A 21,258-nucleotide genomic window follows, 5' to 3' on the forward strand; every position below is an offset into this window, starting at 1 on the left:
CCGCATACGCCCCGCCGCCAGCGCCGCGCCGGCCAAGATCATCGGCCTCAGGCCGTGGCGGGCTTGCGGTAGATCGAGTGCTTCGGAACGTCCATCACCCGCCGCATCATCGGCACGAAGGCGTCCAGCGGCATGGAGTCATAGGCCGGATCGAACGAGTTCTGATCATACAGGTGGCAGAACTGGGCCGTGTACTCGAAGTCGGGGTGGCCCCGGAACTGTTCGCGCATGTCGCGGTCCAGGCCCAGGTATTGGAAGAAGTAGTAGCCCTGGAAGATGCCGTGGTGCTCCAGCATCCAGTGGTTCCGCTCGGAGATGTAGGGCTTCAGGATCGCCGCCCCCAGCTCGGCATGGCTGGCCGGCAGCAGGATGTCGCCGATGTCGTGCAGCAGGGCGCAGACGACGTATTCCTCGTCCTGGCCCGCCCGGTGCGCCCGCGTCGCGGTCTGCAGCGAATGCTCCAGCCGGTCGACCGAGAAGCCGCCGTAGTCGTTGTCCAGCAGCTTCAGGTGGCTGACGATCCGGTCCACGTGCTCGCCCCGGTGCGCCAGGCTGGCGCGGCCGATGGCGGCCCAGTCCTCGGCCGTGCCCTCGGTCATCGCCGTGAACTTCGCCCGGTCCATCGCAGCGTCGTCCGCCATCGCAGCCTCCCATTATCGTTGTTCAGGAACGATCGTGCGGCCGGGGGGCGCGGAGGTCAATGTCGGCCCTTGGCGCAGGCAGGCCCCGCCGCTATGAAGGCGGCCTCTGCGATGCGGCCGTAGTTCAGAGGTAGAACGTCAGCTTCCCAAGCTGAATGTCGGGGGTTCGATTCCCCCCGGCCGCTCCAGACTTCCCCCAAAACTCAGCGGTCGCCGAAGATCGCGTTGGCGATCTCGTCGCATTCGGCTTCGGCAGCGCTCTTGGTCGGCGAGGGGGCGGGCGCGGTTGTGGGGGGTTTCGCCGCGACGGGCGCCGGCCCCGCTCCCGCCTGCATGAACGCGTCCTCGAAGGCGCGCATGGCGACGGCGACGCCGCGCGGGTTCACGTCGCGGAGGTCCTCGGCGAGGAACTGGCCGAAGGACTGGGCGAGCGAGAAGATCTCGTAGCTGGGGAAGTAGTCGACCTCGGCCCGCGTGGCGGCGACCTTGCCGGCGACGGCGCGCAGGACGGCCTTCGAATAGGTGGTGGCGGTGACCACGTGGCTGTCCTGGTGGGTGGCGGCGAGCGCCACCGGGCTGACGGTCAGCACCACCTTGGGCCCGCCCACCTGGCTGTGGCGGGCGATCAGGTCAAGCACGTACTCCAGGTCTTCCAGCACCTGGGCGTAGTCGAAGTTCACCGCCGTGACGTGGTCGGCCTGCAGGGTGCTCTGGATCACCGCCGGGTGTGAACCATAGACGACGCCCGCGGCGGTCTCCTCCCAGGCCTCGGTGAGGCCCAGGGTGAACACGAACACGCCCATCTGCTCGATCATCTCGCGCACGCGGGCCAGGTGGTACAGCCGGTCGGCCTGGGCCTCTTCGGGCGAGGCGAAGGCGGCGGCCGGGCCCAGGTTGGGCCGCATCAGGTCGACATAGGCGTCGGGGCCGGTGCGGGCGAAGCGATAGATGGGCGCGCGCACGCCCAGCGCCTCGTCGAACAGCTGACGCAGCTGGCGGGTGGTGTAGACGTTGCCGTAGCGGCACGAAAAGACGCCGTAACCCAGGTCGGCGGCGCGGCTCTCGACCAGCGGGTGCGCCGGCTCGAACAGCTCGTAGCGATAGCCCGAGCCGATCAGGTGCTCGGCGATGCGGCGGGCGAAGCAGCTGCCGGCCGAGGCCACGCGGTCGGTCGGGTCGATGCGGAATTTGGGCGTCTGGCCCAGGAAGACGTCGGCCCACGGCGTGCCCGAGACGGCGCGGTTCCAGAACTGGCGATCGGGGAACTGGCGATAGGGATGCACGGCGTGTCTCAGAGCCCCAGTTCGGCGACGATACCGGCATAGTAGTCGGATGTCGCGTGGGTGGAGCCCTGCCAGTAGGGCTCGCGCAGGAAGCCCTGCTCGTCCTGGCCGCCGGGCGTCGGGGGGATCAGGCGCAGGCCGTTGGCGCGGCAGAACCCGGTCACGACCTCCAGGTACATGGCGTGGAGTTTCAGCCGCACGCTCGCCGCCTCGACGCCGCCCTCGAACCTGAAGAAGCCCTCGGTGTTGGCGCGGATGTGCGCCTCGGACGGGATGGGCGGCGGCGGCGGCAGGTACCAGCGCTCGGCGAGTGGGAGTTCTGCGGCGATCAGGCGGGTCACCGTCAGCGTCCGCTCCAGCAGCCCTTGCGTCACCGCCGTCATCTCGCGCCGCGGGATGATCTGGCGGCCCGGCTCAACCCCGGGCCAGATCGGGTGGAAGACGTCGAACGGCTGCGGGTGGGCCGCCAGGAAGCGGATGTTGTGCTCGTTGCCGCCCACGCCCAGCACCACCTTGGCGCCCGGCCGGTTGAACGCGCGGACCTTGTCCATGAGGGGGCCGAAGACGCCTGCGATCTCGTCGCCGGGGCCGCGCTTCAGCTCCAGGAACGTCGGATTGTTGGTCGAGAACAGCAGCCAGGTCTCGGCGCCGCTGTGGGTGGCGATGGGGATCAGGTCTCGGACGGCCACCTTCCAGTCGCCCTCGAAGCGGCCGACCTGGCGGGCGAGCACCATGGCGTGAGACGCGCCCAGGATCAGATTGGCGCTCATGCGTCTGTCGAATCCCCCCGCCCCGGCAGCGGCATGATCCTAGAGCCTGTCCGGCTCAGATGGAATCATCGGCCCGCCGGGGACGCCCTGCGCAGGCCCCGACGCCGCGGCCGGCTGGCGGGCGCGGCGCCAGATGCTAAGAGGGCGCATGACCTCCGAGCGACCGGCCGCGGCGCGGGACATCGCCGACTATGAGCGCGCCTACCGCGACAGCGGGTTCGAGGTCGTGCAGGCCGCCTTCCGCAAACGCCTGCTGCTGGAACTGCTCGAGCGGCTGCGGCCCCGACGCGTCCTGGAAGTCGGCTGCGGGTTCGACACCCTGGCCGCGCACTGGACGGGCGCCGAGCATTTCACGGTGGTCGAGCCCGGGGCGCAGTTCTCGGCGCGGGCGCGCGCCCAGACCGTAGGCCGTGCCGATGTCCGGGTGATCGAAGCGACCCTGGAGGGGGCTCTGCCGGAGCTCACCGGCGGCTTCGACCTGATCCTGCTGAGCGGCCTGCTGCACGAGGTGGCCGATTGCGGCGCGATCCTCGACGCCGCGCGCGCGCTGGCCGACCCCGAGACGGTGGTGCACGCCAACGTCCCCAACGCCCGCTCGGTCCACCGGCTGCTGGCGATGGAGATGGGCCTGATCGGCGACGTCGCCGAGACGTCCGACCTGCAGCGCGCGCTGCAACAGCACCGCATCTTCACCCTGGACAGTCTGGCCGACCTCGCGGCCGCCCACGGCTTCGCCGCGTTCGAGCAGGGCAGCTATTTCATCAAGCCCTTCACACACGCCCAGATGCTGCAGCTGCAGGCGGAGGGGCTGATGACCGACGCGATGCTGGACGGCCTCTGGGGCCTGGAGAAGCACATGCCGGGACTGGGCTCGGAGATCTTCGTCAACCTGCGCCGGGCCGCCTGAGGATGCAGGCCGAACGCCTCAGGCTTGCGCCGTACCGCCCGGAGCTGGCGAGCCGCTGGAATGGCTTTGTCGCGGCCAGCAAGAACGGCACCTTCCTCTTCGACCGCGGCTACATGGACTATCATGCCGACCGGTTCGTGGACGCCTCGTTGGTGGCCTTCGAGGGCGACGACGAGAGCACGATCGTCGCCCTGTTGCCGGCCTCGCGGCACGGCGATCGCCTGGTCAGCCACGGCGGCCTCACCTACGGCGGCTGGATCACCGACGGGCGGATGACGAGCCCGGCCATGCTGCGCCTGTTCGAGCTGTTGCGCGCCTGGGCGCCGGGCGCCGGCGTTTCGTCGCTGCGCTACAAGGCTGTGCCGCGCTGCTATCACCGGCTGCCGGCCGAGGAGGACCTGTACGGCCTGTTTGTCCAGAACGCGGTGCTGGCGCGGCAGGACCTGACCTCGGTGATCGACCTGGCGGCGGCGCCGGGGTGGGCGAAAGGGCGCAAGCACGCGCTGGCCAAGTCCCGCGCCGAGGGCGTGGAGGTGGCGCTGAGCACCGACTGGGCCGACTTTTTGGCCTGCCTGTCCGAGGCGCTCGCCCGGCATGGCGCCACGCCCGTCCACAGCCAGGCCGAGCTCGAGCTCCTGGCCGGCCGCTTCCCGGACCGCATCCGGCTGCATGCCGCCACCCTGAAGGGTCAGGCCGTGGCCTACGTCCTGGTCTACGATTGCGGCCAGACGGTGCACACACAGTACATGGCCGCGCGCGAGGCCGGCCGGGCGAGCGGAGCGCTGGAGGCGATCCTCCACCGGCTGACCACCGAGGACTATGCCGGGCGTCGCTACCTGAGCTTCGGGATCTCCACCGAGGACGAGGGCCGGACGCTCAACCACGGCCTGGTGGCGCAGAAGGAGATGTTCGGCGCGCGCGCCATGGTCTGCCCCTTCTACGACCTCAGCTTCGCCGATTGATCCGGGCGCGCTGTCCGCGCGCTCTCCGGTGGTGACAACCGCCCTCGACGGCGGCGTCGGCGGCGGATAATCCGATGGCGGCATGGACTCGCTCGCCCGCTTCATCGACCTGCCCGTCGTCGCCGATCCGCGCGGCAATCTGTGTGTCGCGGAATCGAACCAGCACGTGCCGTTCGAGATCAAGCGGGTCTACTACCTCTACGATGTGCCCAGCCAGTCGGCCCGCGCCGGCCACGCGCACTACGCGCTGCACCAGCTGGTCATCGCGCTCTCCGGCAGCTTCGACGTGCGCCTGCACGACGGTCAGCGCGAGGAACGGGTCACCCTGAACCGCCCCAGCCGCGGCCTGCACATCGGTCCGATGACCTGGCGCGACATCGACAACTTCTCGTCGGGGGCGGTGTGCCTGGTGCTGGCCTCCGAGCACTACGACGAAGCCGACTACATGCGCGAGTACGCCGACTTCGAGCGGCAGGCCCGCCTCCGCCTGGCGACCAGCACGTGAAATTCTTCGACCTGGGCCTGGCGGACCCGGCGACCCGGGCGGCCATGGACGCCGCCTACGGGCGGGTGATGGACTCGGGCTGGATGATCCTGGGCCCCGAGCTCGCCGCCTTCGAGGCCGAGTTCGCCGCCTATTGCGGGGCCGGGCAGGCGGTGGGCGTGGGCAACGGGCTGGACGCCCTGGTGCTGGCGCTGCGCGCGGCGGGCGTCGGCGCGGGCGACGACGTGATCGTTCCGGCCCACACCTTCACGGCCACTTGGCTGGCGGTCGAGGCCGTGGGCGCGCGGCCGGTTCCGGTCGAGGTGGATCCGGACCTCTACGTGCTGACGGCCCCGGCCGTCGCCGCGGCGATCACCCCGCGGACCAGGGCGGTGATCCCGGTCTCGCTGTACGGTCATCCGGTCGATCTGGACCCGATTCTGGACCTTGCCGGTGGGCACGGCCTCTTCGTGCTCGAGGACGCCGCCCAGAGCCATGGCGCGCGCCTGCGCGGCCGACGTACCGGCGCGGCGGCCCACGCCACGGCGTTCAGCTTCTATCCGACCAAGAACCTGGGCGCGCTCGGCGACGGCGGCGCGGTCACGACCTCGGACGCGGGCCTGGCCGAGCGGCTGCGGATGCTGCGCAACTACGGCTCGGCGCAGAAGTACGTGCATGAGATCGCCGGCGTGAACTCGCGGCTGGACGAGCTGCAGGCGGCCTTCCTGCGGGTGCGGCTGGCGGGCCTGGACGCCGCCAACGCCGCGCGCCGCGAACGGGCGGCGCGCTATCGGAGCCAACTGGCGGGCGTGCAAGGCTGACCCTGCCGACCGAGGCCGCTGCCGCCGAGCCGGTCTACCACCTGTTCGTGGTGCGCTCGGCCGAGCGCGACGCGCTGCAGGCCCGGCTGAAGGGCGCGGGGATCGAGACCCTGATCCACTACCCCGTCGCCTGCCATCGGCAGCCGGCCTTCGCGCACCTGGGCCTGGGGGCGGGCGCGCTCCCGGGCGCCGAGCGGCTGGCGCGCGAGGTGCTGTCGCTGCCGATGTGGCCGCAGATGCCGCTGGAGGATGTCGACCGGGTGGCCGCGGTGATCCGGAGCGCGGCCTGAGGTGGAGGAACGCCCGTTCGAGACGCCGTTCGGGCCCATCGTCCTCGTGGGCGAGCCTGCCGCGTTCGAGGGGACGCGGCCCCTGCTGGTCACCATCGCCGGCGCGTTTGCGATCGCCCGGGGGCCCCTGTTCCACCTGGCGCCCCACATCGGCGACTGCGACGTGGTCTCGGGCCACCTGCCGGGCAACCACTGCCCGACGCTGATCTCGGCCTCGGTGGGCGTGTACGCCTCGGCCTATTCGCACGTGATCTCGAATGCGTTCGCGGGCCGCACGGTGATCGGGTGCGGGGCGTCGATCGGCGGGCTGGTGGCGCTGGGCCTACGCGCGCCGCAGGTGCGGAACCTGCTGGTCATCGAGCCGCCGCTGGTGATGAGCAAGGTCTGGCCGATGTGGCCGACGCTGCGCCACAAGCTGGCCGCCGACCCCGACGACAAGGCCCAGCGCGACTTCATCGTCAACGTCTTCGGGGTGACCGAAGCCGCCGTGGCCGAGCGCCGCTACGACGGCCTTCTGGAGGCCCTGCGCAAGCCCGCCCACGTCCTGGTCGGCGACCGCCCGCTGTTTCCGCAGAGCGCCTTCGAGAAGCTGCCTAGCCTGGTCGACGAACCCGAACGCGCCCAGATGGCCGCCCATGCGATGATCCGGCTGAGCGTCGCCCCCGGCGCCGGCCACAACGTCCTCCAGGAATCCCAGGCGGCGTTCCTGGCCGCTCTACGCCAGGCCATCGCGGGATGACGCGGACTAGGGGATAGCCTCAAACCGCTTGAACAGCGCCGCATTCAGTTCGTCGCGGCGGGCCCAGAGGTCGCGGTACCAGTCGTGGCGGTCGCGGATCTGGTCCGCGAACATCCGCGCGCCGGCGACGTAGTCCCACGCGTTGCGGGCCATGACGCGACTGGCCTCCTCGTCGCGGAGGGCCCGGGCCAGCAGCGGCGCCCAGTCGGCCACGGTCTGGGCGATCAGGCCGTTGCGCCCGTGACGCATCACGCCCGAATAGATCGTGGGGGAGGCGATGGTCAGCACCCCGCGGGCGGCGCCGTCGAGGTACTTGGCGTCGCTCTTGGTCTCCTGGTGCTCGCTGCCCTCGATGGGAGACAGCGACACCGCGCAGGTCGCCATCAGCTGCAGGTATTCGTCGAACGGCATGTAGCCGCGCAGCTGCTTGCGCTGGGTAGGCAGGGCGTCGAACACCGCCTGGTCGCCGACGACCACGAACTCGACGTCCGGGAATTCCTCGATCACCGGCCCCAGCGTGGCGGCCACGCCGGCGGCGAACGGGCCGCGGGACACCGCGCCGTAGAACACCCGCCGCGGCAGGCGCTCGGGGAACGGCTCCAGCCGGAAGACCGCGTTGGGCAGCATCCGGACCTGGGGATTGTGCTGACCGAACAGCTTCACCAGCGGCGGCGTCGAGGTCTGCACGGCGTGGACGTGCGAGAAGCGCAGCCAGTCGTCTGGGCCCAGGGTGCGGTTGCGGACGCGGGCCACCAGCTCGGGATGGTCGTCGTACTCCAGCACGACGATCCAGCCAGCCTTCGCCCGGGCGGCGATGGCGTCGCGCCAGGCCTTGGGCTCCATGGCCGCCGGCCGCTGCAGCACCGAGATCTTGGGCTCGTCCACCGGCAGGGCGGGAAGCGGCGACGGCACCTTCTCATGGGTGACGATCAGGTCGGCCTCGGTTCGCATCGCCTCGGCCGGCAGCCGGGTGCGGATGTCCATCAGGGTCGGCGCGAAGGTGATCAGGCGCAGGTGCAGCGGCGCGCGACCCCCGGCCCGAACCGCCACCACGATCAGGGTCTCGATGCTGGCGTCGGCGGGCAGGGCGCCGGCGCGCCAGGCGGGCGCCAGGTTGGTCGCGCGATCGTCGAAGTACCCGCGTTGGGCGTCGGAGGGCTGCAACTCCACGATCTCGAAGCCGTGTTCGGCCAGGGCCTTCAGCCGTCGATCGAGCGCCTCGGCGCCGGCCGGCGGCACGGCGGCCACAACGGTCGCGCAGGCGGCGAACAGGACGTCGGCGTCGGGGTGCCTCAACAGGCGGTCGATGTCGTCGGCGGCCAGCACCTCGACCGCCGAGCGGTCGGCCGGATCGTCGGCCAGCTCGGTCTTGGGATTGCGCGCCAGATGAGCGGCGCCGAAGGGCGCGGGGTCGTCGGCCAGGTAGCGCAACCGCGTGGCCGCGATCGGCGTGCGGGTCAGCACCGCCGTCTCCCGTCCGTCCAGCGCCCTCAGCGGGGCCGCGTCTGCGCCGTGCATCGACACCTCAGATCCGGGGCCTGCCTAGCCGGTTCGCGGGGGCAGGGGAACCGCCCGGGTCGACGGGGCGGCGCCTGGGGCACTAAGAGTGCGGAGATGAGTGAAGCTACGTACGGGATCGCGCCGCGGGGCCGCCTGGCCATCCTGCACCCGCCCGGGCGCATGGGCCTGGGGGCCAATCCCTTCGGGAAGGACGTCGCCAACCTCCAGCTCTGGCAGGCGCTGGCGCGGCACGGCGGCTACGAGCGCCTCGACGTCCTGAGCGCCCAGCCCGCCGACCTCGCCGAACTGAAGGCGGCGCTGTTCGAGGACCGCGCCCCCACGACCGAGATCGCGACGGCGCTGCTGAGCCAGAGCCGGGCGCCCGAGGAGGCGGGCGTGCTGCTGCGCGGGCAGCCCGAGCTCTACGACCTGGCCTGGATGCGCCGTCGCCGGGCGTCCGATCGCGCCTACAGCCTGGTGGGACTGATCCACACCCTCGGGCCGCCGGCGATGCGCCAGATCATCGCCATGACGTCGGCCGGGCCCATGCACCCCTGGGACGCGCTGATCTGCACCTCGCCCAGCGTTCGCGACAATCTGGCCGTCATGTTCGCCGGCTGGGGCGAGCACCTGGCCGAGCGGACCGGCGGACGGCCACCACCGCAGCCGGCGCTGCCGGTCATTCCGCTGGGCGTGGACGGGCCCGCCTTCGCCGCGCTGGCCGACCGGCCCGACGCCCGGGCCCGCGTACGCGCGACGTTCGGGCTCGCGAAGGACGACGTCCTGGTCCTGTGGGTGGGCCGGCTGTCCTACTACGAGAAGGCCTTCCCCCAGCCCATGTTCCAGGCCGTGCAGCAGGCCCGCGCCCGCACCGGGGCCAAGGTGGTGTTCGCCATGGCCGGCTGGTTCCCGTCCGAGCCGGACCGTGGCCACTACGAGGCGGCCGCTCGCGCCCATGCGCCCGACGTCGACGTGCGATTCGTCGACGGCAACGACCGCGCCCTGCTGGGCGACCTGTGGGCCGCCGGCGACATCTTCCTGTCGCTGGTCGACAACATCCAGGAGACCTTCGGCATCACCCCGCTGGAAGCCATGGCGGCCGGGCTGCCGGTGGTGGCCAGCGACTGAGACGGCTATCGCTCCACCGTGCGCCACGGCATCGAGGGCTTCCTGGTCCCGACGCTGCTGGGCCCGGCCGGTGGCGGCCTGGGCGCGCGGATGGTCGAGCGGCACACCATCGAGGCCCAGACCTACCAGGCCTACGTCGGCGGCGTTGCCCAGCATACGGCGGTCCACATCGGCAAGGCGGCCGAGGCTCTCGCTCAGCTGATCGCCTCGCCCGACCTGCGCCGGACGATGGGCGCCGCCGGCCGTCGGCGGGTGGCCGAGGCGTTCGACTGGCCCGTCGTCGCGCGCCAGATCCACGACCTGACGGACGACCTGGCCCAGGTGCGGGCCGCCTCCGCCGATCCGGTTCCGCGCCCGCCGTCCGATCCGGTGAAGGGAGATCCGTTCCGCGACTTCGCGGGCTTCGCCACCACGACGCTGACTCTCGACACCCGACTGTGGCCCGCGCCTGGCGTGACCCGCGAGGCGGTGCTGGCCAAGGGGTCCGTGCCACTGGACATGGCTTTCCCCGCGCTCCGGGCCCAGCCCGACCTCTGCGCGCGGGCGTTCGACGTCATCGCGGCCCAGCCCGGGACCGCCGTCCGCGAGGTGCTCGTCGCCTTCGAAGCGCCCCAGCGCCGCGCCGTCGAGCTGGGCCTCGCGTGGATGGCCAAGTACGGGCTGGTCGACTGGCTGGGCTAGACGGCCAGCAGTTCGTCCAGGCGGCGGATGTCCATGACCTCGGAGGCGACGCCGCCTTCCAGCTTCATGACCTTGTTGCAGTAGAGCTTGAGCAGTGGGGCCTCGTGCGTGGCCAGCACCAGGATCCCCGCCCGCTCGACCAGCTTCAGGAGCCGCTTGTGGGCCAGCTTCTGGAACTCGGCGTCGCCCACGGCGATCCACTCGTCCATCAGCAGGACGTCGGCCTCGAGCGCCGTCGCCGCCGCGAAGGCGAGGCGTCCCTGCATGCCCGCCGAGTAGGTCTTGACCGGCATCGACAGGAACGGGCCCAGGCCGGTGAACTCGGCGATCTCGTCCATCCGCTCGTCGATCTCACGCGTCGACAGCCCGGCGATGCGGCCGCGCAGGCGGATGTTCTCGTAGCCCGTGGCGGTCGAATCGATCCCCAGCGACAGGTCCAGCAGGGCCGCGATCCGTCCGTGGACGTCGATGGTGCCCTCGTCCGGCTCGTAGGCGCCCGACAGCGCCCGCAGCAGCGTGGTCTTGCCCGAGCCGTTGTGGCCGATCAGGCCCAGCCGGTCGCCGGCCTTCAGCTGCAGGTTCACGCCCTCCAGCGCGGTGACGTCGGTGACGCCGGCGTGGCGGCCCAGCGCGCCGCCCACGCTGACCGCCCGGGCCAGCGCCTTCTTCAGCGACTTGGCGTCCGCCCCATAGACCGGGAAGCGGATCGTCAGGTCGGAAACGGTGATCGAGGCTTTCGTCATAGGTAGTGGACGATCCGGCGGCGCGTGCGCGCGAAGACGAGGAAGGTGACCAGCCAGCCGACCACGGCCATGGACACCAGCACCACGTACGAGTGACCTGACACGGTCTGGCCCAGCAAGGGCGCCCGGACCGACTGCAGCAGGTGGTAGAACGGGTTGAAGTCGAGGAACGCCTGGTGTTTGCCGAACCGGTCGGGCATCCAGAACACCGGCGTCATGAAGATCGCGAACTGCATCACCGAGATCACGATCTGCGGGATGTCGCGGAAGCGCGCCGAGGCGATTCCCGCCAGCAGCGACGCCCAGCTGGCGTTCAGCAGCATCAGGAAGACGCCCAGCAGCGCCAGGGGCGCGTTCGCCACCTTCCACTGGCCGTAGAAGGCCAGCATGCCCACCACGATGACCAGGTGATGCGCCAGGTTGATCAGGTTTCGGAACACCACCCGCCAGACGAAGGTGAACATCGGCAGCGACGTCTGCGACAGCATGCTGGCGGCGTGGACAAAGGTGTCGCAGCCCTCGTTGATGATCCCGGTCATCACGCCGAAGAACACGATGCCCAGCGCCACGTAGGGCAGGAACTGGTCCAGGGCCAGGTTGAACAGGCTGGCGTAGAGGAAGCCGATCCCCAGGACCATCAGGCCCATCGACAGCGTGATCCAGAACGGGCCCAGCACCGAGCCCCGATAGCGCGAGCCCACGTCGTGGGTGGCCAGCGACCACGCCAGCCCGATTCTCGCGAACGAGTTCTGGAGGTCCCGCAGCGCCATCTGCAACTGGAACAGCGCGCCGCGCCGACCGGTCCGCAGCATGTGGTTGGCGGAGTCCATGGCCTCTCCCGACAGAAGGCGTGCGAGGTAACAGCCGGGGTACCCCGGCGCAAGGACGGCGCCCGATGGCATTCCATGGAGAAGGCGTGCAGGGCGGCGCTTTGCCACGGCGCAGGCATCCGTGTTAGCCGGACGCGTGTCCCGCAACGCGCCCCCGCCCGCCATCGATCGCGCCGCCCCGGCGCTCCCGATGCCGTCGCTGGAGGGCGCCGGCGTCTGGCTGGTGGTGCCCTGCTACAAGGTCAAGGCGCACATCCTGCGGGTGATCGCCAAGACCCCGGCCTGGTTCGAGGGCATCGTCTGCGTCGACGACGCCTGTCCCGAAGGCTCGGGCGACTTCATCGAGGCCGAGAACACGGACCCCCGCGTGGTGGTCGTCCGGCTGGCCAAGAACCAGGGCGTCGGCGGCGCCACGATGGCCGGCTATGCCGAGGCCGTGAAGCGCGGCGCCCGCGTGATGGTCAAGGTCGATGGCGACGACCAGATGGATCTGGGCCACGCCGCCCACCTGGTGGCGCCGATTCTGTTGGGCGAGGCCGACTATGCCAAGGGCAACCGCTTCACGTCGATCAGCCACCTGACCACCATGCCGACCGTGCGAGTGCTGGGGAACGCGATGCTCAGCTTCGCGGCCAAGCTGTCGACCGGCTACTGGAACATCTTCGACCCCACCAACGGCTACACCGCCATGGAGGCCACGGTCGGGCGGCTGGTGATGGAAAAACGGGTCTCGCGCCGGTTCTTCTTCGAGACCGATCTGCTCTACCACCTGGGCACGCTGCGGGCCGTGGTGCGCGACGTGCCGATGCCGGCCCGCTATGCCGACGAGGTCTCGAACATCCGCATCGGCCAGATCGTCGGGCCCTTCGCCCTCAAGCATCTGCGCAACTTCGCCCAGCGGGTGATCGGCCAGTATTTCGTCCGCGATTTCAACGCCGCCAGCCTGGAGCTGGTGTTCGGCCTGTTCTCGCTGCTGTTCGGCGTGGGCTATGCGCTGAGCTATCTCGCCAACCGGGTGCCGGGCCAGGCGGCCTCGGCGGGCGTGGTCATGCTGGCCGCCCTGCCCGTGATCCTGGGCGCGCAGTTCCTGCTGCAGGCCATGAACTTCGACGTCCTCAACGTGCCCAACCGGCCGATCCACCCCTACCTGCGCGCGATCCAGGAGATGGCGGCCCGGGCCGACGCCTGACCCCCCGCGCTTGACCACTTGGGCGGGCGCGGGTGTATCCACAACGCAATGCTCTTCTCGAACACCGTGAAATCCCGCCGCGCGGCGCTGCGCACCCAGTTCGACGTCGCTCGGGAGTTCGAGACGCTGGAGGAGAGCTGCGTGCCCTCCTACGTGCACCGCAACCCGCTGGCCGCCTGGACCGCCTGGAGCCGCCTGACCGCCGCGGCCCGCCTGTACGCCCGCTTCGCCCCGGCCGGCCCGGTGCTGGACTTCGGCTCGGCCACGGGGGAGCTGCGCCAGGTGCTGGAGCCGATCCGCGGCGACTATCACTTCGTCGAGCAGAACGAAGTGCTGGTGGGCGCCTTGAAGAAGACCATCCCCGAGGCCCGCCGCGAGGACGGCGCCGACCTGGGCGAAGGCCGCTTCGCCGCCGTGTTCGCCCTCGACAGCCTGGAGCACAACGAGGAGATCGGGCCGATCCTCGGGACCATCGCCCGGTCGCTGCGGCCCGACGGCGTATTCATCCTCTCGGGCCCGACCGAGAACGCGCTGTACCGTCTCGGCCGCCGGCTGGCGGGCTTCGACGGGCACTACCACGTGCAGACCATCTACGACATCGAGCGCCAGGCGCAGGCCTGCTTCCGGCGCGAGGCGCGCAGCCTGCAGCCGGCGGGCATCCCGCTGTTCGCGCTCAGCGCCTGGCGGGCGAAACAGCCGTGAACGCCCAGCCCGGACTCTGGTGGGGCCTGCTGGCGCCGCTCACCTGCGTGGCGGTGATCTCGACCGGCCAACTGCTCTTCAAGATCGCCTCGGCCAGCGTCGATTTCCGCCGTCCGTTCGACGCGCCCAAGGGCCTGCTGGTGCTGGGCGTGGCGCTCGCCCTCTACGCGGCGGCGACGCTGCTGTGGGTGGCGGCGCTGAAGCATGCGCCGCTGGGCCGGGTCTATCCGTTGATGGCGCTCAGCTTCGTGCTGGTGCCGCTGGGCAGCTTCGTGCTGCTGCGTGAGACGGTGTCGCCCAGCTACTGGGCGGGCGTCGCCCTGATCGTGGCGGGCCTGGCGGTGATCGGGCGGTCCTGGTCGTGAGGCTGAGCGCGGCGCGCCTCGTCTATGTGCTGATCCTGGCGGCCGGCCTCGGCCTGATGCTGCGGCTGAACCTGCCGGGTCACCTCTCGGTCGACTCGGTGCTGGGCCTGCACGAGGGGCGGTTCGGCGTCCGCGAGACCTGGAACCCGGCGATCTATGGCTGGCTGTTGGGCCTAGGCGACAGGATCACGCCCGGGGCGGCGGCCATCGTGGTGCTGAACGGCGTGCTGCTGTTCGGGGCCTGGATGGGTCTGGCGCGGCTGCGGCCCCAGATCTCCTGGCTCGGCCCCATCGCGGCCCTCGGCGCCATCGCGCTGCCCCAGGCCATGGTCTATCCGGCCATCGTCTGGAAGGATGTGCTGTTCGCCACCGCGACCATCGCCGGCTTCGTGATCCTGGCGCTGGCCGCCCGCAACCGCCTGGAGCGGCCCTGGCTCGCGCTGGCGCTCTCGGCTCTGCTGTTCGCCGCCGCCGGACTTTTCCGTCAGAACGGGCTGATCCTGGCGGCGTTCGCCGGCCTCTCCATCGCCGTGGTCGCCTGGCCCGCCGGGCGCGCCCGGGCGCTGGGCCTTGGCGCCGGCTGGCTAGGCGGCGTCGCGGCGCTGACCTTCGTGCTCTCGATCGTGGCCCAGCCCACGGGCATAGGCCCGCCCGACAGCGCCGGCGGTCGCGGCCTGCGGATCCTGCAGACCTACGACCTGGTGGGCGCCGCCGCCCTCGAGCCCGGCCGCCAGATGCCGGAACTGGACCGCGTCCGACCCGACCTCGACGATGTGATCCGCCAGCAGGCGCCGTCGATCTACACCCCCGTCCGCGCCGACCCCATCGTGGGCGATTCCGTGCTGGGGCCGGTGATCAAGCAGGCCGAGCGTGGCGACATCCGCGCCGAGTGGCTGCGCCTCGTCACCGAGGACCCCGGCCTCTACCTCCGCCTTCGCGCCGATGTCTTCCGCTGGGTGTTCGCCACGCCGGACATCGACCGCTGCCTGCCCGTCCACCTGGGCGTCGAGGGGCCGGCCGCCGCGCTGGCCGACCTCAAGATGCCGCCCCGCCGCGACCGCGACGACGGCCGGCTCTACAACTACGTGACCTGGTTCCTGGATACCCCGGCCATGAGCCACGTGGCGTTCGCAGGGCTGGCCCTGGTGGTCGGCGTCGTCCTCCTGATCCGCCGCGACCCGGCCGACATCATGATCGCAGGGCTCCTGGCCGGCGCTCTGGCCTTCACGGCGAGCTTCTTCGTCATCTCGCTGGCCTGCGACTACCGCTACCTCTACGTCCTCGACGTCGCCGCCATCACCGGCGCCCTCTACCTCGCCCTGGACCCGAGGCTGCGCCGGTCGACCTGACGCGCCATGGCGTTCGGGACTATCCCCCCGTCAGCGCCTCGTTCACGGCGATCTCGACCTGTTCCAGCACCGCCTGGTTCCAGGTGAGCTCCTCCTGGGCCTTGGCCAGGCGGGCGAGGTCGGCGCGCCAGCCGTCTTCGAGATAGCGGCGCTGCTTGGCCATCTCGGCCTGCAGCTCGGCGCGGAAGGTCTCGGACGCGGTCAGCTCGTCGCGGGTCCGGGCCAGCTCGGCGCGGGCGGCGGCCAGGTCGCGGGCGGCCGGCGACACCAGCATCCCGATCTCGGCCTGCCGCGCCGCCAGCTTGTCGGCGGCGGACTGGAGAGCCTTGTTGCTGGGCGATTTGCCGGCCGCCTTGGCCGCGAACCAGTCGTAGACCGACCCTGCGATCTCACCCGCCCAGCCGAGCTTCGAGAGCCCATCCTCACCGGCGTTGTGGCGCAGGTCGGCCGTGAGGAAGCCATCGATCTCCTTGGCCTTCGCGGCGGTCAGCTTCGGCAGCGGCGCGCCATGCGCCGCCTCGATGCGGGCGACCTCGCCCCGCCAGTCGCTCAGCAGCGCGTCATAGCCCACGAACGCCCGCGGCAGGTCGCGGGTGTAGGCCTCGGCGGCCAGCATGTAGGCGCTCCAGACCAGCACCGACTTCTCGGGCGGAAATCCGTCGCGCCGGGCCAGCGACCCGGCCACCGCCAGCGGATGGCGCACCGGGATCACGCAACGCATCGTCACGCCGCGCTCGGCCAGCACCGCCCGCCAGAAGGGCAGCAGGACCGTTGCGCGCGGGTCCTTCATCAGCGGCCAGGTCGCCTCGCCGAACTCCTCGTCGAACATGGCGAGCGCCTGGAGGGTCCACTCGCGCTCCTCGTCGGGGGGCAGGGGGCGGAACGGGAAGGCGAACGGGTCGTCCCAGGCCGAGCCGGCGGCGCGCAGCCGCTCGTCGTCGAAGATCGCGATCTTCCACGGCTCGAAGTAGCCCTTGGCGTTGTGTTCGTCGCCCGGCATCACGTTGGCGGGCAGGCTGGCGCCGGCCAGCGCCAGCAGCTGGGTCACCGCCGAGGTGCCGGACCTGTGCATCCCCAGCACGAGGTAGGCCGTGCGCGGCGCCCTTGGCGCGCGGGCAGCCTTGGGCTTTGAGGGTGGTGCTTTGCTCATTCCTGTGGGCGGTGGTACGGGCCGACGCGCCCGGCCGCAAGGCTATCGGCGAGGTTGAACGCCTGGGGCAACTGTTGCACACCACCCGGCGCCCACCCCTGCAGGACCCGGAGCTCCATGGCCGTCCCGGCCCACGTCGACGATCGAACCCTGGCCGAGGCTGACCTCCGGGCGATCTCGACCGCGTTCGATCCCGACTTCTACCGGGCCATCTACACCGACCTTCCGGCCGAGATGGACGCCCTCTGGCACTACCGCTTCGCCGGGTGGCGTGAGGCGCGCGATCCGGCGACCTGGTTCTCCACGGCCCGCTATCTGGAAGAAAATCCCGACGTCGCCGCCGCTGGCGTTGAACCCTTCGCCCACTATCTGCAACGCGGCCGCCGCGAGGGCCGCGACGTGCGCCCGTCGCGCTGGATGAGCGCCTACTACGCCCATGTCGGATGGGGCGCGCATGAGTGGGGCTATCCCGCCTTCGACAGCGCGCCGGGCCTGGCGCCCGTCCGCCGGAGCCGGGTCTCCAACAGCGCGCCGGCGCTCACCGACGAGCACCGCGCCGCCATCGCGGCCGAGTTCGACGCCCACTACTACCTGGCGGTCAATCCTGATGTGGCCCAGGCCGGCATGGATCCGCTGGAACACTTCCTGGCCGCCGGCTGGATCGAGGGACGCGACCCCAACCCCCGGTTCTCGGTGCGCGACTACCTGGCCGACAATCCCGACGTGGCCGCCACCGGCGTCCATCCGTTCGCCCACTACCTGCTGGCGGGCCGGGCCGAGGGCCGGGCGGCGAAGAGCCGGCTGGGCTTCCGCTACGACGTGATCGCGCGCCTGAAGCCGGTCGAGGACCGCCTGGCCGACGCCCTGGCCGCGGCGCAGCGCGTGCGACTGGATCCGCCCGAGCGGCTCGCGCAGCTGGCTGACCTCGCGGACCTGCACATCACCTTCAGCCACGATGACTACACCGCCCATTCCGGTGGTCTGCAGATGTGCGTGCGGCGCGAGAGCGAGCGTTTCATGGCCCGCGGCGTCGACCACCTGCACCTGTTTCCGGCGGCGTTCTCGCCCATGGTCCGGCTGGCCGACGAGCCGGGACCCCTGGGCGTGCTGCTGAACGGCCATCGCCTGGGCGCCCATGACGCCTCGGCGGTGCAGGCGGCGCTGACAGCCGGCCCCGAGGGTGCGCGACGCAGCTTCGCCATCCACAGCCTGCTGGGGCACGATCCTGACGCCACCGCCGACATCCTGGCCGTCGCCGGGCTGTCGGCCGGGTTCTTCTGGCTGCACGACTTCGCCAGCGTCTGCGCGGGCTTCCATCTGCTGCGCAACGACGTCGAGGACTGCGCCGCGCCGCCGCGCGACAGCGCGGCCTGCGGCGTCTGCGCCTACGGCCCGTTCCGGGCACGACAGGAGGCCGGCCACCGCCGCCTGTTCGAGCGCCTGGCGATGACGGTGGTCGCCCCCTCGCAGGTCACGCTGGACTTCTGGCGCGCCCATACGGATCTGCCGGCCCACGCCACCGTGGCCTTGCCGCACGCGACGTTGACGCCGCGGGGCCCGGCGCCCGAGGGCGACGCCGAGCGGCCCCTGCGGGTGGCCTATCTCGGCATGCCGATACCGTTGAAAGGCTGGTCGGTGTTCCGCGAGTTGGCGATCAGCCTCGCGGAGGACCCGCGCTATGAGTTTCTGCACCTGGGCGGCCAGGCCGACCCCTCGGCCCCGGCGGCCTTCCACGCGGTGGTTGCGACCGGCGACCGGCCCGGCGCCATGCAGGAGGCCATCGAGGCGCTCGAGGTCGACGCCGCCCTGATCTGGCCCCTCTGCCGCGAGACGTTCTCGTTCACCGCCTACGAAGCGGCGGCCGGCGGCGCGGCGGTGATCACAGGCCCCGACAGCGGCAATGTGGCGGCCTTCGCCTCTGACCCGGCCGTGGGCCGCGTGCTGGCCGACGAGGCCGCGCTGCTGCAGGCGTTCCGGAACGGCGACATCGCGGCGCTTGGCCGCCGCCGGCGCGAGGCCCGGGTGTTCGATCAGGCCTACAGCGGGCTCAGCGCCGACCTGGTGGCGCCATGAGGCGCCCGATTCTTCAGGGTCTGCCGTCGCGCCTCCGCGACGCGCTGTCGGGCCGGCACAAGCCGCTGCATCCCGAGCGGGTGATCGCCGCCCGCGCCTTCGATCGCGCGTTCTACCTCAAGTCCAACCCCGACGTGGCGGCGAGCGACCAGGATCCGCTGGACCATTTCCTGAACTTCGGCTGGCGGGAGGGGCGCGATCCGTCGAAGGCGTTTTCGGTCCGCGCCTACCTCGAAGCCTACCCGGAGGTGGCCGACTCCGGCGTCAACCCGTTCGTCCACTACCTGACCAACGGCCGGCCCAAGATTCGCGCGCCGCAGTCGCCGTATGGCTTCCGCTACGAGGTGATCGAGCGGCTGGCGCCCGTGGAGGACCGCCTCCCGCAAGGACCGCCGCCGGCTCCGGCGGCGGACGAGGTGCTCGCCTCGGCGCTGGCGGTGTCGCGTGGCGGCCTCTCGGGCCTGCACATCACGTTCAGCCACGACGACTATACCGCGCACCTGGGCGGCCTGCAGATCTCGGTTCGCCGCGAGGCCGAACGCCTGGCCCAGCAGAGTCGTGATCACCTGCACCTCCATCCCGCCCGCCCATGGCAGGTCGTGCGCACGGCCGCAGACGCCGAGCCGCTGGGCGTGGTCTGGAACGGCCGCGCCGTGGGCCTGTTCGACGCCGCCACGGTCGCGCGCATATTGGCCCGGGTTTGCGCCTCAGACGCTTCGGGTCGCAGCTTCGCGATCCACAGCCTGCTGGGCCACGAGCCCGACCAGACGGCCGATATTGTAGCCGCCGCGGGGCTCTCGGCGGGCGTGTTCTGGCTGCACGACTTCGCCAGCCTCTGCGCGGGTTTCCACCTGCTGCGCAACGACGTCGAGGACTGCGCCGCCCCGCCGGCCGACAGCGCAGGCTGCGGCATCTGCATCTACGGGCCCTGGCGCGCCCGACACGTCGACGCCCATGCCCGGCTGTTCGAGCGCCTCAGCCTGACGGTCGCGGCGCCGTCGCAGACGACCTTGGACCTCTGGACCGCCAGGGCGACCTTCCCGCTCGCCGGAACCGCCGTCCTGCCCCACGCCGTGCTCACACCCAAGGCGCCGGCGCCGGCGGCGGCCCGCCGCCCCTTCCGTCTGGCCTATGCGGGCCTGCCGACCCCCCACAAGGGCTGGCCGATCTTCCGCGCGCTCGCGCTGACGTTCGAGAACGACCCGCGCTACGAGTTCCTGCACCTGGGCGCGCGCGGCGACCCCACGCTGCCCGCGACGTTCCAGACCGTCACCTCGGGGATGGCCCAGGCGCTCACGGCCGCCCAGCCAGACGCCGTCCTGGTCTGGCCGCTCTGCCGCGAGACGTTCTCGTTCGTGGCTTACGAGGCCGTGGCCGCCGGCGCCGCGGTGCTGACCGGCCCTGACAGCGGCAACGTCCAGGCGTTCGTCGCCGAGACCGGCCATGGACGGGTTCTGCCCACGGAGGCTGCGCTCATGACGGCTTTCACCTCCGGCGAAATCCTGGAGCTGGGCCGCGCGCAGCGCCGTCCGATGCTCTATGACCTGCGCTACAGCGCCCTCTCGCTCGACCTGCCCGACGCATGAAGACCCTCTGCTACACCAGCTTCACGTTCTCATACCTGAACCGGGCCCGGGTCCTGTTCCAGACGCTGCGCCAGCACCGTCCGGACTGGGAGCTGGCCGCCCTGATCACCGACAAGCCGCCCGAGGGCTTCGTCTTCGACCCGGCGAACGAGCCGTTCGATCGCCTGGTCTGGGCCAGCGACCTGGGCATCTCCAACTTCCAGAGCTGGCTCTTCAAGCACGACGTGGTCGAGGTCTGCACGGCGGTTAAGGGGCCCTTCCTGCACCAGGCCTGCAGCTGGGGGTTCGATGCGGTGATCTACATGGATCCCGACACCGCTGCGCTGTCGACGCTGGAGCCGCTGGAGCGGTGGCTGGAAGAGCACGACATCCTACTCACGCCGCATCTGATCGATCCCAACGACGACCACGCCGCGATTCTCGACAATGACCTGTCGGCCTCGCGCACCGGCATCTTCAACCTGGGCTTCGTGGCCATCCGCACGACGGGCGAGGGCGCCCGGTTCGCCCGGTGGTGGAATGATCGCCTGCTCAGCTACTGCTACGACGACATGCCCAACGGCCTCTTCGTCGACCAGCGCTGGTGCGACCATGTCCCGGCCCTGTTCGACAACGTGAAGGTCATCCGCGACCCGGGCTACAACGTCGCCAGCTGGAACCTCTCGACCCGCAAGGTCAGCGTGGAGAAGGACGGCCGGATCCTCGTCAACGGCGCGCCGCTGCGGTTCTGGCACTTCACCAAGCTGGGCGCGGTGGGCGATTCGATGACCAAGCGCTACGCCGGCCAGAACTATCCGGTCTACGAGATCTGGAGCTGGTATCGTCGGCTGGTGACCGCCGCCACCGATCCGGCCATCCCCGAGCGCTGGTGGGCCTATGGCGCCTATGACGACGGGCGCCCCATCGCCAAGACCGAGCGCGTGCTCTATCGCGAACGCATCGACCTGCAGCAGGCCTTCCCCAACCCCTTCGCCTCCGGACGCGGCAGTTTCCAAGAATGGCTCGAACACGAAGGGGCGTAGGCGCGCCCGCCGCGCCGCCGGCGCCCAACCCTCTTCCCGGATC

Annotated in this window: 20 protein-coding genes, 1 tRNA gene and 1 pseudogene; 15 read left to right on the forward strand and 7 right to left on the reverse strand. The window is 71.1% G+C overall.

Going from position 1 to position 21,258, the window contains the following annotated elements:
• Positions 1–47: 47 nt before the first annotated feature.
• Positions 48–641 carry an HD domain-containing protein gene (locus ACQ66R_RS16410; RefSeq protein WP_430423761.1) on the reverse strand — a complete coding sequence of 198 codons (594 nt, stop codon included), beginning with the start codon at positions 639–641 and terminating at the stop codon, positions 48–50.
• Between the two features lie 113 nt (positions 642–754).
• On the opposite strand from ACQ66R_RS16410, the gene ACQ66R_RS16415 reads away from it, so the two are divergent.
• Positions 755–829 (forward strand) — tRNA-Gly (locus ACQ66R_RS16415).
• A gap of 15 nt (positions 830–844) precedes the next feature.
• On the opposite strand, the gene ACQ66R_RS16420 is transcribed toward ACQ66R_RS16415, so the two are convergent.
• On the reverse strand, positions 845–1,924 hold the full coding sequence (locus tag ACQ66R_RS16420) for a GSCFA domain-containing protein (RefSeq protein ID WP_430423762.1): 1,080 nt from the start codon (positions 1,922–1,924) through the stop codon (positions 845–847).
• 8 nt (positions 1,925–1,932) lie between these two features.
• Complete coding sequence (locus ACQ66R_RS16425; RefSeq protein WP_430423763.1) at positions 1,933–2,694, reverse strand: hypothetical protein; 762 nt, start codon at positions 2,692–2,694, stop codon at positions 1,933–1,935.
• 148 nt (positions 2,695–2,842) lie between these two features.
• On the opposite strand from ACQ66R_RS16425, the gene ACQ66R_RS16430 reads away from it, so the two are divergent.
• The 5 genes and pseudogenes from ACQ66R_RS16430 to ACQ66R_RS16450 all read left to right on the forward strand — a co-directional run bounded on the left by ACQ66R_RS16430 (position 2,843) and on the right by ACQ66R_RS16450 (position 6,897).
• Positions 2,843–3,601 carry a class I SAM-dependent methyltransferase gene (locus ACQ66R_RS16430; protein WP_430423764.1) on the forward strand — a complete coding sequence of 253 codons (759 nt, stop codon included), beginning with the start codon at positions 2,843–2,845 and terminating at the stop codon, positions 3,599–3,601.
• Between the two features lie 2 nt (positions 3,602–3,603).
• Positions 3,604–4,563, forward strand: a complete 960-nt coding sequence (locus ACQ66R_RS16435; RefSeq protein WP_430423765.1) for a GNAT family N-acetyltransferase — start codon at positions 3,604–3,606, stop codon at positions 4,561–4,563.
• A gap of 82 nt (positions 4,564–4,645) precedes the next feature.
• The gene (locus ACQ66R_RS16440; RefSeq protein WP_430423766.1) at positions 4,646–5,068 is read left to right on the forward strand and encodes a sugar 3,4-ketoisomerase; all 423 of its coding nucleotides are present in this window, start codon (positions 4,646–4,648) and stop codon (positions 5,066–5,068) included.
• A gap of 83 nt (positions 5,069–5,151) precedes the next feature.
• Positions 5,152–6,158: pseudogene (locus ACQ66R_RS16445) on the forward strand (DegT/DnrJ/EryC1/StrS family aminotransferase).
• Between the two features lies 1 nt (position 6,159).
• Positions 6,160–6,897: an alpha/beta fold hydrolase gene (locus ACQ66R_RS16450; protein WP_430423767.1), complete on the forward strand. Its 738-nt coding sequence runs from the start codon at positions 6,160–6,162 to the stop codon at positions 6,895–6,897.
• Between the two features lie 6 nt (positions 6,898–6,903).
• Here ACQ66R_RS16450 and ACQ66R_RS16455 read toward each other — a convergent pair whose 3' ends face one another.
• Positions 6,904–8,415 (reverse strand): hypothetical protein, encoded by a 1,512-nt coding sequence (locus ACQ66R_RS16455; protein WP_430423768.1) that lies wholly within the window; start codon positions 8,413–8,415, stop codon positions 6,904–6,906.
• Between the two features lie 96 nt (positions 8,416–8,511).
• Here ACQ66R_RS16455 and ACQ66R_RS16460 point away from each other — a divergent pair, with 96 nt between their 5' ends.
• Positions 8,512–9,525, forward strand: a complete 1,014-nt coding sequence (locus tag ACQ66R_RS16460; protein WP_430423769.1) for a glycosyltransferase family 4 protein — start codon at positions 8,512–8,514, stop codon at positions 9,523–9,525.
• A gap of 18 nt (positions 9,526–9,543) precedes the next feature.
• On the forward strand, positions 9,544–10,206 hold the full coding sequence (locus ACQ66R_RS16465) for a glycosyltransferase (protein ID WP_430423770.1): 663 nt from the start codon (positions 9,544–9,546) through the stop codon (positions 10,204–10,206).
• On the opposite strand, the gene ACQ66R_RS16470 is transcribed toward ACQ66R_RS16465, so the two are convergent.
• The gene (locus ACQ66R_RS16470; protein ID WP_430423771.1) at positions 10,203–10,949 is read right to left on the reverse strand and encodes an ABC transporter ATP-binding protein; all 747 of its coding nucleotides are present in this window, start codon (positions 10,947–10,949) and stop codon (positions 10,203–10,205) included. The two genes, ACQ66R_RS16465 and ACQ66R_RS16470, sit on opposite strands and share 4 nt — an antisense overlap.
• Positions 10,946–11,779 (reverse strand): ABC transporter permease, encoded by an 834-nt coding sequence (locus ACQ66R_RS16475; RefSeq protein WP_430423772.1) that lies wholly within the window; start codon positions 11,777–11,779, stop codon positions 10,946–10,948. Before ACQ66R_RS16475 ends, ACQ66R_RS16470 begins: the two co-directional genes overlap by 4 nt.
• A 136-nt stretch (positions 11,780–11,915) precedes the next feature.
• Between ACQ66R_RS16475 and ACQ66R_RS16480 the strand changes: the two genes are divergently transcribed.
• From ACQ66R_RS16480 to ACQ66R_RS16495, 4 genes are read left to right on the forward strand one after another with little or no spacing between them, the layout of a single operon-like run.
• Positions 11,916–12,968 (forward strand): glycosyltransferase family 2 protein, encoded by a 1,053-nt coding sequence (locus ACQ66R_RS16480; protein WP_430423773.1) that lies wholly within the window; start codon positions 11,916–11,918, stop codon positions 12,966–12,968.
• 48 nt (positions 12,969–13,016) lie between these two features.
• On the forward strand, positions 13,017–13,670 hold the full coding sequence (locus ACQ66R_RS16485; protein WP_430423774.1) for a methyltransferase domain-containing protein: 654 nt from the start codon (positions 13,017–13,019) through the stop codon (positions 13,668–13,670).
• Positions 13,667–14,035, forward strand: a complete 369-nt coding sequence (locus ACQ66R_RS16490) for an EamA family transporter (RefSeq protein WP_430423775.1) — start codon at positions 13,667–13,669, stop codon at positions 14,033–14,035. Before ACQ66R_RS16485 ends, ACQ66R_RS16490 begins: the two co-directional genes overlap by 4 nt.
• The gene (locus ACQ66R_RS16495) at positions 14,032–15,384 is read left to right on the forward strand and encodes a hypothetical protein (RefSeq protein WP_430423776.1); all 1,353 of its coding nucleotides are present in this window, start codon (positions 14,032–14,034) and stop codon (positions 15,382–15,384) included. The genes ACQ66R_RS16490 and ACQ66R_RS16495 overlap by 4 nt, the downstream gene beginning before the upstream one ends.
• Positions 15,385–15,403: 19 nt before the next feature.
• Here the strand turns inward: ACQ66R_RS16495 and ACQ66R_RS16500 are convergent, their stop codons facing one another.
• The gene (locus ACQ66R_RS16500) at positions 15,404–16,534 is read right to left on the reverse strand and encodes a sulfotransferase family protein (protein ID WP_430423777.1); all 1,131 of its coding nucleotides are present in this window, start codon (positions 16,532–16,534) and stop codon (positions 15,404–15,406) included.
• A 117-nt stretch (positions 16,535–16,651) separates the two neighbouring features.
• On the opposite strand from ACQ66R_RS16500, the gene ACQ66R_RS16505 reads away from it, so the two are divergent.
• The 3 genes from ACQ66R_RS16505 to ACQ66R_RS16515 are packed head-to-tail and all read left to right on the forward strand — an operon-like array spanning position 16,652 to position 21,215.
• Positions 16,652–18,607: a hypothetical protein gene (locus ACQ66R_RS16505; protein ID WP_430423778.1), complete on the forward strand. Its 1,956-nt coding sequence runs from the start codon at positions 16,652–16,654 to the stop codon at positions 18,605–18,607.
• Positions 18,604–20,193, forward strand: a complete 1,590-nt coding sequence (locus ACQ66R_RS16510; protein ID WP_430423779.1) for a hypothetical protein — start codon at positions 18,604–18,606, stop codon at positions 20,191–20,193. The genes ACQ66R_RS16505 and ACQ66R_RS16510 overlap by 4 nt, the downstream gene beginning before the upstream one ends.
• Positions 20,190–21,215, forward strand: a complete 1,026-nt coding sequence (locus ACQ66R_RS16515) for a hypothetical protein (protein WP_430423780.1) — start codon at positions 20,190–20,192, stop codon at positions 21,213–21,215. The genes ACQ66R_RS16510 and ACQ66R_RS16515 overlap by 4 nt, the downstream gene beginning before the upstream one ends.
• The last annotated feature ends 43 nt before the right edge of the window (positions 21,216–21,258 follow it).

It is taken from the genome of Phenylobacterium sp. (genome assembly GCF_965284355.1).
Lineage (GTDB): Bacteria > Pseudomonadota > Alphaproteobacteria > Caulobacterales > Caulobacteraceae > Phenylobacterium.

Excerpts from the sequence above, each read along its gene's own strand:
- ACQ66R_RS16410 (WP_430423761.1), bottom strand. The coding sequence starts at position 641 with ATGGCGGACGACGCTGCGATGGACCGGGCGAAGTTCACGGCGATGACC.
- ACQ66R_RS16425 (WP_430423763.1), bottom strand. The coding sequence starts at position 2,694 with ATGAGCGCCAATCTGATCCTGGGCGCGTCTCACGCCATGGTGCTCGCC.
- ACQ66R_RS16430 (WP_430423764.1), top strand. The coding sequence starts at position 2,843 with ATGACCTCCGAGCGACCGGCCGCGGCGCGGGACATCGCCGACTATGAG.
- ACQ66R_RS16435 (WP_430423765.1), top strand. The coding sequence starts at position 3,604 with ATGCAGGCCGAACGCCTCAGGCTTGCGCCGTACCGCCCGGAGCTGGCG.
- ACQ66R_RS16440 (WP_430423766.1), top strand. The coding sequence starts at position 4,646 with ATGGACTCGCTCGCCCGCTTCATCGACCTGCCCGTCGTCGCCGATCCG.
- ACQ66R_RS16455 (WP_430423768.1), bottom strand. The coding sequence starts at position 8,415 with ATGCACGGCGCAGACGCGGCCCCGCTGAGGGCGCTGGACGGACGGGAG.
- ACQ66R_RS16460 (WP_430423769.1), top strand. The coding sequence starts at position 8,512 with ATGAGTGAAGCTACGTACGGGATCGCGCCGCGGGGCCGCCTGGCCATC.
- ACQ66R_RS16470 (WP_430423771.1), bottom strand. The coding sequence starts at position 10,949 with ATGACGAAAGCCTCGATCACCGTTTCCGACCTGACGATCCGCTTCCCG.
- ACQ66R_RS16475 (WP_430423772.1), bottom strand. The coding sequence starts at position 11,779 with ATGGACTCCGCCAACCACATGCTGCGGACCGGTCGGCGCGGCGCGCTG.
- ACQ66R_RS16485 (WP_430423774.1), top strand. The coding sequence starts at position 13,017 with ATGCTCTTCTCGAACACCGTGAAATCCCGCCGCGCGGCGCTGCGCACC.
- ACQ66R_RS16500 (WP_430423777.1), bottom strand. The coding sequence starts at position 16,534 with ATGAGCAAAGCACCACCCTCAAAGCCCAAGGCTGCCCGCGCGCCAAGG.
- ACQ66R_RS16505 (WP_430423778.1), top strand. The coding sequence starts at position 16,652 with ATGGCCGTCCCGGCCCACGTCGACGATCGAACCCTGGCCGAGGCTGAC.
- ACQ66R_RS16510 (WP_430423779.1), top strand. The coding sequence starts at position 18,604 with ATGAGGCGCCCGATTCTTCAGGGTCTGCCGTCGCGCCTCCGCGACGCG.
- ACQ66R_RS16515 (WP_430423780.1), top strand. The coding sequence starts at position 20,190 with ATGAAGACCCTCTGCTACACCAGCTTCACGTTCTCATACCTGAACCGG.